Annotated in this window: 14 protein-coding genes; 12 read left to right on the plus strand and 2 right to left on the minus strand. The window is 46.6% G+C overall.

Annotated features, from left to right (window positions below; translation table 11 throughout):
* Nucleotides 1–129 precede the first annotated feature (129 nt).
* Nucleotides 130–858: an ABC transporter substrate-binding protein gene (locus BGP75_RS06365; RefSeq protein WP_076716728.1), complete on the minus strand. Its 729-nt coding sequence runs from the start codon at nt 856–858 to the stop codon at nt 130–132.
* A gap of 258 nt (nt 859–1,116) precedes the next feature.
* On the opposite strand from BGP75_RS06365, the gene BGP75_RS06370 reads away from it, so the two are divergent.
* From BGP75_RS06370 to BGP75_RS06405, 8 genes are all read left to right on the plus strand, one after another.
* Nucleotides 1,117–1,350, plus strand: coding sequence for a VF530 family DNA-binding protein (locus tag BGP75_RS06370; protein ID WP_076716730.1), 234 nt, complete (start codon nt 1,117–1,119; stop codon nt 1,348–1,350).
* A 145-nt stretch (nt 1,351–1,495) separates the two neighbouring features.
* The gene (locus BGP75_RS06375) at nt 1,496–1,795 is read left to right on the plus strand and encodes a DUF1330 domain-containing protein (protein WP_076716732.1); all 300 of its coding nucleotides are present in this window, start codon (nt 1,496–1,498) and stop codon (nt 1,793–1,795) included.
* Nucleotides 1,796–2,032: 237 nt separating this feature from the next.
* Nucleotides 2,033–2,965, plus strand: coding sequence for a sugar ABC transporter substrate-binding protein (locus BGP75_RS06380; RefSeq protein ID WP_076716735.1), 933 nt, complete (start codon nt 2,033–2,035; stop codon nt 2,963–2,965).
* A gap of 133 nt (nt 2,966–3,098) precedes the next feature.
* On the plus strand, nt 3,099–4,646 hold the full coding sequence (locus BGP75_RS06385; protein ID WP_076716737.1) for a sugar ABC transporter ATP-binding protein: 1,548 nt from the start codon (nt 3,099–3,101) through the stop codon (nt 4,644–4,646).
* 222 nt (nt 4,647–4,868) lie between these two features.
* Nucleotides 4,869–5,870: an ABC transporter permease gene (locus BGP75_RS06390; protein ID WP_076716740.1), complete on the plus strand. Its 1,002-nt coding sequence runs from the start codon at nt 4,869–4,871 to the stop codon at nt 5,868–5,870.
* Nucleotides 5,871–5,930: 60 nt separating this feature from the next.
* Nucleotides 5,931–6,368 (plus strand): RbsD/FucU family protein, encoded by a 438-nt coding sequence (locus tag BGP75_RS06395; RefSeq protein ID WP_076716743.1) that lies wholly within the window; start codon nt 5,931–5,933, stop codon nt 6,366–6,368.
* A 62-nt stretch (nt 6,369–6,430) separates the two neighbouring features.
* On the plus strand, nt 6,431–7,372 hold the full coding sequence (gene rbsK / locus BGP75_RS06400; protein WP_076716746.1) for a ribokinase: 942 nt from the start codon (nt 6,431–6,433) through the stop codon (nt 7,370–7,372).
* Between the two features lie 18 nt (nt 7,373–7,390).
* Nucleotides 7,391–8,416 carry a substrate-binding domain-containing protein gene (locus tag BGP75_RS06405; RefSeq protein WP_076716748.1) on the plus strand — a complete coding sequence of 342 codons (1,026 nt, stop codon included), beginning with the start codon at nt 7,391–7,393 and terminating at the stop codon, nt 8,414–8,416.
* 285 nt (nt 8,417–8,701) lie between these two features.
* On the opposite strand, the gene BGP75_RS06410 is transcribed toward BGP75_RS06405, so the two are convergent.
* Complete coding sequence (locus tag BGP75_RS06410; protein WP_076716751.1) at nt 8,702–10,165, minus strand: MFS transporter; 1,464 nt, start codon at nt 10,163–10,165, stop codon at nt 8,702–8,704.
* A gap of 144 nt (nt 10,166–10,309) precedes the next feature.
* On the opposite strand from BGP75_RS06410, the gene BGP75_RS06415 reads away from it, so the two are divergent.
* The 4 genes from BGP75_RS06415 to BGP75_RS06430 all read left to right on the plus strand — a co-directional run bounded on the left by BGP75_RS06415 (nt 10,310) and on the right by BGP75_RS06430 (nt 13,422).
* Entirely contained in the window at nt 10,310–11,221 is a 912-nt protein-coding gene (locus BGP75_RS06415) for a LysR family transcriptional regulator (protein WP_076716753.1), read from the plus strand.
* A 496-nt stretch (nt 11,222–11,717) separates the two neighbouring features.
* Nucleotides 11,718–12,005 (plus strand): hypothetical protein, encoded by a 288-nt coding sequence (locus tag BGP75_RS06420; RefSeq protein ID WP_076716755.1) that lies wholly within the window; start codon nt 11,718–11,720, stop codon nt 12,003–12,005.
* Between the two features lie 131 nt (nt 12,006–12,136).
* Nucleotides 12,137–12,532 (plus strand): hypothetical protein, encoded by a 396-nt coding sequence (locus BGP75_RS27365; RefSeq protein ID WP_076716758.1) that lies wholly within the window; start codon nt 12,137–12,139, stop codon nt 12,530–12,532.
* Between the two features lie 245 nt (nt 12,533–12,777).
* Complete coding sequence (locus BGP75_RS06430) at nt 12,778–13,422, plus strand: DUF998 domain-containing protein (RefSeq protein WP_076716760.1); 645 nt, start codon at nt 12,778–12,780, stop codon at nt 13,420–13,422.
* Nucleotides 13,423–13,445: the final 23 nt, after the last annotated feature.

Raw genomic sequence — 13,445 nt, forward strand, 5'->3', positions numbered from 1 at the left:
TCATTTTTTGTAGTGCTCTGGTTGCATCAGCGGCCGGTACTGAATATCCCCGAGACCTGTGTTTAATTTTAGCAATGAAGCGGACATCTATGGAGCAATGTTGGGTTGTTGCGTCGTCACAAAGAACGATTACTGATAACGAGAAAAAATTTCTTCAATAACTCCTTCCGTCATTAATGCTGCCAGGACCTGGTTTAATCCATCAAGATGGGCAGCCTGAGAAGGGTGGATGCGCATCATTATTTCAAGCCCTGCCAGTGTAGGACTGACTTGGTAAGCTACGGTCTCAGGTTTCAGCTTTTGCCAGTAATTCAATACCACCCGGTCAATAAATACCTGGTCCACACGGCCTTTTTCCAGCAGTGAAAGCAATTGAGGCTCGTCGGTGACATCCAGACGCTGGTAGATGCCTCGTTTGAATCCATCCATAAAACCCGGGTAGATATACCCTCTTATCGCCCCGATTAGACGCCCTCGGAGATCTTCTGGAGTCCGAACCTCAATTTGGCGTCCTGGCCTGAACAACAGCACCTGATCCAGGGTTGCAAAGGGAATGCTGTACAATCCTGGTTCTGTTGAGTCCTGACGCCAGAGCGGGTTGATGCCTGGTTCCAGGTCCAGTTTTGCCAGTTCGAATAGACGCTGTAAGCGGGTGATAGGAAAGTAGCTGATTTCAAAATGATGATTGGTTCGGTCCGCAATGGCGGTTAGGATATCGTGATAGATACCACCGTTCTGAGTCTGAATCATCAGTGGGGGGGCGTTGTAAAACCCGACTCGAAACGTCTCACCTTGGACCTTGGGTACGCCCAGCAAGATCAAGACAAGTAAAACTAATGGAGCTAGGGGATTCGACATAAGCGAGTCCGTGTGCAGTGGCTATCTGGTAACTGTACTCGTCTGGTAACCGTACTCGTCTGGTAACTATAGTCTCCGTGCTCGAATTCGGCAGTTCAGGTTCTGTGAATGAGGTTTGCTTTGGTTCTGGGAATCACACAAACTGATCGCTCTCCTGAATAAATTACGGATGATGAGACTGAAACCAGTGGTGCTGGATGTCAGTGTGATCGTTACAAAAAATGAAACGGGTACGAATTTAAGGGCAGTGATCTATTTATGAGCCAGCAGCAACCTAATGATCCGTTACACGGAATTACCTTGGAAAAAATTGTCAACAGTTTGGTAGAGCACTATGGGTGGGCAGATCTGGGCGAGCGTATAAACATCCGCTGCTTCAATAGCGATCCATCTGTTAAGTCGAGTCTCAAGTTTTTACGCAAGACTCCCTGGGCAAGAAAAAAAGTCGAAGACTTATATATTGCCACTCAGAAGAATCCCTACCGCTCATAATCCAGCACAGAGTCGGCGACACCAAAACTCTCATGGGAACACCTTACGAAATCAGCAGAGGCTGGTTTTAGATAAGCTGGTTTTAGGCACTCTGATAGAGTGCTGGTGCTTTTGGTATTATAAAAACTGTAAGCGAGTATCAAAAATGTCTTATGAAATGCTAGTTGGCCTGCATGTTCTGGACGATCAGGAGTATCAGAAATACAGAGCAGCAATGAAGCCCATACTGTCATCTTATGGAGGAGCCTTCGGTTACGACTTCAGGGTATCAGAAGTGCTGTTGTCTCAAACGGAGGAAGAAATTAACCGCGTTTTTACAATTAACTTTTCAGATGCAGAACAAATGGATGGTTTCTTTACTAATCCTGAGTATCTGATAGTCAAAGAAAAGTATTTCAAAGATTCTGTGGCTAGTGTCACGATCATATCAAGCTATCAGAAGTAGATTGTATTCCTGTTGAGTTTTATCGCAATTTATTGACATTAAAGGTTAAATTTTATTATTTGATCGGCTCTCTGCTATCGCTCTGTGTCTTAATCAGAGCGATAGCAGAGGCTTTCTCGACGCTAACCATCAAAATTATTTGACACTCTGCAATCAACCTGTCTATTCTTACGCAACCGATTGCGCAATCGTTTGCGTGTCGGCCTGACCCAATAAAAACAAAATGGAGAAGCTGTAATGGTCTTTCTAAAAAAAGCATCGATTGCTCTAGTTGCATCTGTTGCGCTGATGGCTGGATCGGCCATGGCTAATGATAAGCCTGTTGTGGGCTTGATCATGAAGTCACTGGCGAACGAATTTTTCAGAGATATGCTGGAGGGGACAAAAGAACATGCTGCGCGCCGTGGTGATTATGAGCTGCGGGCCGTAGGCATGCAGAATGAAACCGACTTTCAGTCCCAGATAAATGCTGTTGAGAACTTTATTACTCAGGGAGTCGACATTATCGTCATTGCTCCTGCTGACTCTCGGGCAATGGTTCGTCCTTTGAAGCGGGCAATGGAAGCGGGTGTCGTTGTGGTGAACTTTGATGTATCTCTGGATGCTGATGCCAAGAAAAAACAAGGAGTTGACCTTGCTTTTGTCGGACCTGATAACCGTGACGGTGCCCGATTGGCCGGTGATGCGCTAGCCAAAGAGCTTGGAGCAGGGGCGAAAGTTGTCATTATTGAAGGGAACCCGGGTGCGGATAATGCTCATGAGAGGAAACTGGGTTTTGAAGATGCCATTAAGGCGGGTGGATTGAAGCTGATTGACTCACGTACGGCACATTGGGAAACGGAAGAAGCAAATACCGTTTTTTCCAATATGCTGACCGCTCATCCTGATATTCAGGGTGTTCTTGCCGCCAATGATTCCATGGCAATTGGTGTGGTGAAAGCGCTGGAATCAGCAGGCCGTGCCGGTGATATTAAGGTCGTTGCCTTTGATAATATCCCTGCGGTCGGTCCGATGCTGGCGGATGGTCGATTATTGGCGACGGTTGATCAGTTTGGTCGTGATATGGCTGCCAATTCTATCGAACTTGGTCTGGAAGTATTAAAAGGTGGACCCCAGCTGGAAGGCTGGGTTAAGACTCCCCTCAAACTCGTGGTATCTGATAAGAAGTAATCGATTTGATTGATTAAACAACGTTGCTGAGCCGGTGATGTTTGTCGAATGCTAAGTCATTCCGCCTTAGGTCCAGAGGCGGAGTGGCTCAGACTCTTGTCCAGATAGGAATGCTGAAGTTTGGGAGGTCTTGATGTCCACAACCCCTGTCCACAATCAGGATCTGTTGGAAAGTCCTGATGAAGAAATCTTACGAGTTGAATCTCTGCGTAAACACTTTGGTGGGGTAAAAGCGCTGCAGGGAGTGAATTTCTCCCTGAAAAGAGGTGAAGTCCATGCACTGGTTGGTGAAAATGGCGCAGGCAAGTCTACGCTGATAAAGATTCTTACCGGTGTTCATTCAATGGATGGCGGAAAGATTTTTCTAAACGGCTCTGAATATCAGCCGGAAAATCCCAGGCAGGCTAAAGCTCAGGGAATGCAGGTGGTTCATCAGGAATTCAATTTACTGACTCATCTGTCTGTCGCCGAAAATATCTGTTTTGAAGCCTTTCCTAAAACACGCCTGGGTTTGCTGGATCGTAACGAAATGAACCGCCGAGCCCGTGCTGCCATGGAAGCTATCGGGTTGTCGGATGTGAACGTGTCCGACAGTATTAGCCAATGGGGTATCGCATACCGTCAGTTGGTTGAAATTGCCCGAGCACTGCAATCAAAAAGCCAGATTCTGATTCTGGATGAGCCAACAGCGACGCTCACGGATCGAGAAACCGACAAGCTCTTTCAGATCATTGACACCATTAAGAAGCAGGGTGTCACCGTGGTATTTGTTTCTCATCACCTGAATGAAGTGTTTTCCATCTGTGACAGGGTAACTGTTTTTCGTAGCGGTGAGTCGATCATTACCGAAAAAATAGCAGACACGACTCCTGAAAAAGTTGTCAGCCATATGGTTGGTAAGCATCTTGAACTTGAAATGGCCCACAACTTTGAAGCGCATGAGCTAGGTGAAATTGCCTTATCTGCTGATCGGTTAAGAGTGCCGCAGTCGCCCCATGAGAGTGGTGTTTCCTTTGAGTTACGTTATGGAGAGGTGCTGGGTATTGCCGGATTGGTCGGTGCGGGACGCACGGAGTTATTACGTAGCCTGTTTGGTGTTCAGCAGATTGCTTCAGGCTGTCTTCTCAGAGACCAATCGGAGGTTGTTTTTAAAAAGCCCAGAGATGCTATCGATGCCGGAATAGGTTTTGTGACAGAAGATAGAAAAGAGGAAGGGCTGATCCTCGATATGTCTATTGCAGAAAACTCATCTCTGGCATCAATCGAGCAGGTTTCATCCGCAGGGCTGATGCAAATCGGTCGTGAGAATGAACTTGCCAGAAAAAACGGAGAAGTACTGAAACTGAAATACGGACAGCTCAAAGACAATGTATCGAGTCTTTCGGGTGGTAATCAGCAAAAGGTGGTTTTGGCCAAGTGGATCGCTCGTCAGCCTGAAGTCTTGCTGCTGGATGAACCAACGCGGGGAGTAGACGTAGGTGCAAAGGCTGAAATTTACTCCATTCTCCGATCGCTGGCCCGTGAAGGTAAGGCGCTGCTGGTGGTGTCTTCGGAAATGCCGGAGCTGATCACTCTCTGTGACCGAATACTCGTGTTAGCCGACCATCAAATAAAAGGCGAACTGGCACCTGATGAGTTCTCCCAGGAAAGAATTCTCCAGCTTGCTTATAAGGGCAACTAAGGAACCTATGATGAGTCCATCGACAATAGAGCTGTTAAACCAGAACCTGGTTAAACAGGGCTGAATTAAGTAAAGGCCTGAATAATTAAAAATCAGGTGAGTTAAAGACACTGACTGATAAAAGAGCTGCGCGATAACTGAGCTACAGATATCAGTAATTTCTCAGGTATCAGTAAACGCCAGGTAAAGGCTGTAGCAGATAAGAATAAGAGGTTTTAGGTGATGACCGCTACGAACGTAAAAGTAAATGGGGCAGCGAAATCCAGTCGTTTCTCCTTCAAGGCAATTATCCGGGATGCCGGCATAGGGTTGGCATTGATCGGATTGATTGTGATTTTTTCACTGTCGTCGGAACATTTTCTGGCTGCCAATAATATCACCAATATTCTTACCCAGATTACCATCAACCTTATTCTGGCGGTTGGTTTAACATTTGTGATTCTTATTGCGGGTATCGACCTGTCGGTTGGCTCGGTGCTAGCGTTTGCTGCCGTTGTTGCCGGTAAAGCGATCACTTTACCAGGGCTTGGCCCGACAGAAGCAATTATGCTGGCAGTGATGGCTGCGCTGCTGGCTGGGACGCTCTGTGGGCTGTTAAACGGCCTTATCAGCGCCTATTGGGGACTGCCGTCTTTCATTATTACTTTGGGTATGCTGAATATTGCCCGGGGGGGCGCGTTACATATTTCAGAAGCTCAAACCATCTACTCCTTTCCCGAACAATTTAATGATTTTGGTTCCGCCTCGATATTTGGCATCCCGGTTGTCTTTATTGTCGCTTTGGTGCTCGTTGGAATTGCCTGGTTTGTGTTACACAAAACCGTTTTTGGGCGAATGATATATGGTATCGGCAACAATGAAGAAGCCGTTAGATTGGCCGGTCATCCCGTCTTCTGGTACAAGGTCGCAGCCTTTACTATCTGTGGTTTAACCGCGGGTGTCGCAGCCATCGTATATATGGCACGCCTCAACATCTCCAGCCCTATTGCAGGAATTGGCTTTGAGTTAAATGCCATCGCTGCGGTTATTATCGGCGGCACCAGCTTGATGGGCGGGCGAGGGAGCATACAGGGGACTTTGCTGGGGGCCTTCATTATAGGTGTTCTGGCTAACGGGCTTATTTTAATAGGGCTCAATGATTTTATGCGCCAAATGATTACGGGTCTGGTGATTATTGTTGCGGTGGTGCTGGATCATTACCGAGAAAAGTATACCAAGGTATAAAACTGTGAAAATTTAGCCATTGCTGTTGTTTCCTCTATGCACTCGTCTGCGGAGCGTTGAATGTTAAAAAATATTGATCCTTTATTGAATGCTGATTTGTTGCATGTTTTGCGGGCTATGGGACATGGAGATGAATTAGCTCTGGTTGACTGTAATTTTCCAGCTATCTCTATGGCAATGGGAAAACCGGTTATTCGCTTAGATGGTGTTGGAACCGCACGAGCAGGCGAAGCGATTTTGTCCGTGCTTCCATTGGATACCTTTGTTGAAAAACCAGTCCAAAGAATGGAAATGGTGGATCGGCCTGCGTCTGAAATGCCTGCCGTACAACTGGAGTTTGAGGCTTTGTTAAAGAGTACAAATGGTGAAGGTTTGATGGGATCCCTGGAACGCTTTGCGTTTTATGAAGCTGCCAGAAATGCATTTGCCATTGTCATCACCGGAGAATCCAGGGGGTACGGTTGTTTCATGTTGAAGAAGGGGGTGATTTTTTCATAGCTGAAAGATTGCCCGGCAGACTACCGAGAGTAGATATCTAGGTCACAGGATTGAATTTCAATATGAATACACTGGTTGTTTTGGGGAGTGTCAACGCCGATCATGTACTACGGGTTTCGCAGTTGCCTAAACCCGGCGAAACCGTATCGGGTACAGACTTTCAGATTCTTTATGGTGGTAAGGGTGCCAATCAGGCTGTTGCTGCCTGTCAAATGGGGGCTAATACGGCCTTTGTCGGCTGTCTGGGAGAAGATGCGATCGGCTCTGAAATGATCGCCCGGTTTGCCGAATTGGGGATGGAAACCAGTGGCCTTCAGCAGATCGAAGGCAGTAAAACCGGATCGGCGCTGATTTTTGTCGACCCGGCAGGTGAGAACTGTATCGGTATTTCGGCCCAGGCTAATAGCGAGCTGACTGCTGATCGAATCCAACCTAACAGGAAGGCCATTGAGTCAGCCAGGACATTGTTAATGCAGCTGGAAACACCCCTGGAAGGGATCGAATATTCAGCCAGAATTGCAAAAGAAGCAGCGACCATGGTGGTTTTGAATCCTGCACCAGCCCAGCCACTACCAGACAGGTTATTAAGCTTGATAGACATCATTACACCTAATCAGACAGAAGCCGAAATACTGACCGGTGTGGCTGTCCCGGATTCCGGTTCCGACTGGGATAATAGCAGTGCTGCCAGAGCAGCTGATGTGTTGCATGACAAGGGCGTTCCTACAGTACTCATCACACTGGGTTCCCGCGGGGTGTGGTTCAGTGAGCAAGGCCAAGGTAAACTAATCAGCGGCTTCAAGGTGAAAGCTGTCGATACAACTGCTGCCGGTGATTGTTTTAATGGTGCATTGGTGGCTGGGCTGCAGGACGGGCAACCGATGTTAGATGCCATAGAGTTTGCCCAGGCTGCTGCTGCTATTTCGGTTACGCGTGAGGGGGCTCAAGCCTCGATACCCTGTCTGGATGAAGTTCGGTCGTTTTTAGTGGCAAAGGCCAGTTAATTTATTGGAGTTAAACGTTTGGCAGCAACGATTAAAGATGTCGCATTACATGCCGGTGTATCGACAACAACAGTCTCTCATGTATTAAATGAGACGCGCTTTGTTGCTGAAACAACTCGAGAGCGAGTATTTAAAGCCTCCCGGGAATTGAACTACGCACCCAGCGCCGTTGCCCGCAGCCTGAAAGTAAAAACGACTAAAAGTCTTGGGATGCTGGTGACCACTACATTAAATCCGTTTTATGCAGAGGTCGTTCGAGAGGTCGAAAAGTATTGCTATCAGCAGGGATACAACCTGATTCTCTGTAATACCGATGGTGATCCGACAAAAACCAGCTCCTATTTACAGATGCTGGCTCAGAAACGAGTCGACGGTATTCTTATTATGTGTACCGCCTATGATGATGCTCAATTCCAGACTATTTCTTCGCAACGGGATCTTCCAATGGTTGTTATGGACTGGGGGCCTACCGATGCTTATCTGGATCGTATTCAGGATAATTCCTTTAAAGGAGGCTTGCTGGCCACTCAATATTTGATTGATGCCGGCCACAGAGATATTGCCTATATCGGAGGTCCTAAAGAAAAATTACCAGCTCAGCAGCGGATAGAAGGTTTTCGGCAAGCGATGGCTGATGCGGGTATCCGCATAAATCCTGACTGGGTTCTTGAATCTGATTTTGAATGTGAAGGAGGTCAGTTAGCAATGACCGAGCTGCTTACACGGGATCGACTGCCGACGGCCATTTTTGCGGGTAATGACATGATGGCGATGGGGGCAATGAGTGTTGCACAGCAACGGGGCTTAAAGATTCCTGAACAGTTGTCTGTCATTGGCTACGACAATATCTCATTCTCTGCCTATTTCAGTCCGCCGTTGACCACGGTTAATCAACCTAAGGAGCCGTTGGCAAAACTGGCCGTTAGCACTTTGATCGACCGCTTGAATACGCCCCGTTCTGAAGGAAAGGTTATGATGCTTGAGCCAGATCTGGTAATACGTCATTCAGTAGCAGCTCCGGCTGGTCAGGATCGCTTTTTATAATAAAATCGATTTCCTTATTGATACTCATGTTGGTCCCCGTATTGATAATGCCTGAGCATGTGCTCTGAAGATCCTGAGCCTTTATCGAACGTATCCACAGTTTCTGTGGATAACTCTGTGGGAAGCCTATGGCTAGCTGTCCCTGTTGCCCTAAGCGGGGTCCAGACAATAAACTGAACGAATTCTGACCGTTACGATTAAGGAGACTTCGTTCAGTTTTAACTTGCCAGCAGCGTCGTACTAAACGGAAGTTCTCCGTATCTTGAATTCAAGCTTTCATTCTCTTTATGCCGCTCCGGATCTCTGTTCATCTGATGAAGCGCGTTTTGCCAGGACACCAGATCCCAAGGCAATTCCCAGCGCTACGACTACCAGAACTCCTGCAACAGCAAATGTTATTCTCATACCCTGAGTAACGGCTTCAGGGGAAGCCAGGGTGATGTCGGTAGTCATTGAGGCGAATGCGAAAACAGCGCCCATAACAGAAGCACCGGTAATCAGTCCAAGATTGCGGGACAGGCTGAGCATACCGGAAATTGCACCCCGTTGATCCGGGGAGATATCCATCATAACGGTTGTGTTGTTCGCCGCCTGAAATAACTGATAACCGGGGGTCAGGATGGCGATGGCTGCAATGTAGCCTGCGGTACCAAACATTACAGGCAGCCCGGATAGCGCAAATGATCCTAGCGCCATCGTGGCGAGTCCGAGGATGACTATGAACGGAGCACCCAGGCGGTCAACCATATGACCTGCCGGAACGCCGCTTAGGGCCGCTATTATGGGGCCAATCGACATCACTATCCCGACAACGGCTTCATTAAGTCCATGAGCGTGATAAAGGTAAAACGGACCGACCACCAGAGTTGCCATCATCACGGTTGCGACCAGAATATTCATAATCAAGCTAGCGCTCAGTTGTTGATTTCGAAGCGTTGCCAACTGGATCAATGGTGATGCTACTTTCGTTTGGGCAAAAATAAATACCACCAGCCCTGCGGCCGCGGCCAGTAACAGAGCTATGTTGAGTTGATTAAATTGACCATCCCCAACGGTCACAGCAAGAGCATAGCTTGCCAAGGTAAGGCCAAGTAGCAAGGTGCCCAACAGGTCGAAACCACCCCGGGCCTTTCGGGTTATTTTCCGGTCAATGGGCAGGAAGCGATATGCAAGCATGAAATTAACGATACCCAGGGGAACCATGATAAGAAAGATGGCCCTCCAGCCGGGCCCCGCAATCAGAATTCCACCCAGGGTTGGACCCAGAGCTGTACCGATTGCAGACATGGTTCCCAGTAATCCCATTGCTCTCCCCGTCTTTTTTTTGGGGACTGTTGCCCGAACCAGCGCTATTGTCAGTGCCATCAAGATCGCCGCACCGAGGCCCTGCACCGCACGGGCGACCACCAGCATCCAGAGGGTCGGTGCAATACTGCATAAAACTGAGGCTAAGGTGAACAATAGAATACCGATTAACAGCATTCGTCGATGCCCTATGATGTCACCTAAGCGTCCGGCGCTGACAATCAGGATGGTGACGGCAAGTAGATAGGCAATAATGACCCATTGAACATCCTGAAAAGAGGCTGTGAACGCTTGAGCTAAAGTGGGTAAGGCAATGTTTGCGATACTGATACCGAGTGATGACAACAGCATTGATAGCGCCAGGCCAGTGAGCGCCCACCGAACCAAACCTGGCTGCGTTTTATCTGTTGTTTCTTCGCTTGATTCAGTCCTGTTTGGCTTCATCTTTTACTCCATGCTTTGATAACGGTGGAAATTGATCTGTAGTAATATACTTCCCGGTTATATATGGCGGAAGACGCACTCTTTGCACTTTATTCGTGCGCCTGGCGCTATATCAAATTAATAAACCTGTGTTATGGTTGATCCATGCCAACACCTGATTTTAATTTGCTGATCACCCTTGATGTACTCCTCGCTGAAGGTAGCGTTGCAGCAGCTGCCCGACGACTGGGATTGAGCCCCTCAGCGATGAGCAGAGCGCTGGCAAGATTGCGTCAAACAACGGGGGATCCGCTGTTAGTCAGGGCTGGCCGTGGTTTAGTACCGACCCCCAGAGCGCTTGAACTTCGTCAGCGAGTGAGTCAGTTGGTTGACGACGTACAGGAAGTGCTGCGGCCTCAGGTAGAACTCGACCCCAAACAGTTGGCACGGACATTTACAGTGCGGACCGGAGAAGGCTTTGTGGAGACCTTCGGACCGAATCTGATTGCACGAGTCAGTTCAGAAGCTCCTGGCGTGCAGCTTCGATTCGTACCAAAACCAGATAAAGACAGCGGACCCCTTCGCGACGCTAGCGTGGATTTAGAGACCGGTGTTGTGAGCAAAACAATGGGCCCGGAAATAAGAACACAGGGCTTGTTCAGGGATCGCTTTATCGGTGTGGTACGAACTGGCCACAAGCTAAGCCAAAGTAAGATAACAGCCGCCCGCTATGCCGCCGCTCAGCATATTGCAATCTCGCGAAGAGGACTCAACCGAGGACCGGTGGATGAGGCGCTGGAGCCTTTGGGGCTGGAACGAAATATTGTTACGATGGTTGCCGGCTTTTCGACGGCACTTGCACTCGCACGAAAGTCTGATTTGATTGCGACAGTACCAGAATTAAACACCGAAGGTCTGCGTGCAGGAATGCACAGCTTCCCCCTGCCATTTCCCCCACCGGAAGTGACGGTATCATTATTATGGCACCCACGAATGGATGCTGATCCGGCACATCGCTGGCTGCGCAAGAGTGTTCGCGAAGTCTGCACAGAGCAACTGACAGCACCAGCAGATTAAGGTCGGATCTGCATACTTGGCCTGAGGGTATCAATGCTCTTGGCTCGCTTGTTCCGTTCTTGATGCTCGCTTTGTCTCTGGACCCAAAGAACAAATTGGTGCAGTATCAAAGACATCTGAATGCGTAGATGGAGATACCGCGCACATCAATGCATGGAAACGCGCATGCGCGATATCCAGAGAAAGGAAGCTGTAAATGTTTGAAAAAATTACTATCGTTTCAAATCTTTATATGGATATCGACCGATTTAACAGATTGACAGGCCGAGCGTGCGTGATATACAAATGTTATAACCCAAATGGACTAAGTCACTGACATGGTAGATTGGAGAGTTTCGATAGGAACTATTCTTGGAGTACTGTTATCAATGCTTCTAGCACACCGGCTAACCTATCGCAGGGAGCAAGACAAAGTCTATAGGCAGTTTGTTAATGAGTTCAAAGCGTCCTAGTTCCATTTTTAAAGGAGTTAGAGGATACTGATACCAATCCAGCATTGGTAGTAACGCAAAACTATCCAGCCCACGATGAAGCTGCAAGAAAATTATTGTTACATCTTCCTGAACGAAAACACGATCAGTTTTTGAAGGGTTGGAAAAAGTACACAGAAATATATGAAGAGAAAAAGGCATTAGGCTTAAGTGCACTGATTGCGACGGAAGTAGACGACTTGTCACTAGCTGATGTATCAACAAATGAAGGCATGAAGTATATTTACCAGCAAACAGCTATGCGCAGACAACATATTATTGAGGCAGTAAACAATGCAATATCAGTATTGTAAATATTGGGTTATAACAAGGCGCTACAGCAGGATTTAGGTAAAGTGTCATATTTTTTTGAAAAAAGCACAAAAAATCCGCCACTTCATTCAAACCTCTGAGCTTAGAGTTATTACTACAAGGAGGCGTCCTGATGGATCAGACAGTTTCACAAACTAAACTGATATTCTTTACTAAGCAAAACCTAATTCACCTTACAATTAGCATATTAATTCTCGTGGCTCTTTTCTATATTTACACGGGCTTAATGCTAGCTATTCCCGAATTTTCTGAATTATCGAGAGCTTTTAGTGTGGAAGTCCCTGTTATTACTCAGTTTATGTATGAAAATTTCATGTATTACCCTTACTTATTTTATATAGAAAAAATATCATTTATCATATATTTCTTAACCGTTTTTATATCAGGCATTAGTAAATCATTATTTAAAAAGATTGCACTTACAAATTTTGCGGTCTGTGTACTGGTTACCGCCACAACATTCTTTTTCATGTATTTGCCTATTTTTAAAATGGATTCCGTTGTATGAAAGTTATAACAAGTGGGTCGTGCGGGGCATTTCATCATTGGGAAGAAATCAGTGTCAGAGAGCAAATGTTGCTAATATCTTAGCGAAAACTGCGGATGCTAGCGTTTCCTTAGCTTGTTAGAGGGCTATATTAGCTAAAATACTTCTCTGAGCCGTTTTCTTCCTTCTCAAATTGTAGGAATTATGGCTGGCCTGGGCTTTGGGGCTATTACTGTTGCAGTAAAGAACTATCGGACTAGAAATTCATGAGAAAATTTATTATATACCTTCCTGTTGCTAGCGCTTTCTGGTTTGTGACTACCATTACATTAGGGGGTATCAATCATCCGAACTACCAGCATATGTCGCAATTTATAAGCGAGCTTGGTGCAGTTGGTACAATTAATGGACAGACAGTAAATCTAATAGGATTTGTTCCTGCAAGCATTTTTCTCACGGCCTTTGTTATTTTGGCGATATACCTTTCGTCAAGGAAAACAAAGCAAACTCTAGGCTTTGTGGGAATAGGGATGTATGCAATAACACTTTGCATTGCAGCTCTGTACCCTTGCGATGCTGGATGCCGTCCTGATAGTCCGACCACATCTCAAATAATTCACAACCTTTCGGCCATTTTCGGTTACTTAAATGGAATAGCTGGTGTTTTTATATTAGCATCAGACGTAAAACAAAAGGGCAACAGAAAATTAGGGATTATAGGTTACGTCCTTGGCAGTGTTGCAGTAGCAATGTTCTTTCTTCTTTATCCTGAGTTTTTACTTGTTGGGTTAGCTCAAAGAATATTTGAGTTATCAATGTACACATGGATAATTTTATATTCATTCTATTTTCAGGTTGAAATACTTAACAAATCAAGCAAGAAGGATGCGGTAAACCGGGCCTCTTCTTGAAGCATTATATAAATGGTGCTACT

The organism is Motiliproteus sp. MSK22-1 (assembly GCF_001968815.1).
GTDB lineage: Bacteria > Pseudomonadota > Gammaproteobacteria > Pseudomonadales > Balneatricaceae > Motiliproteus.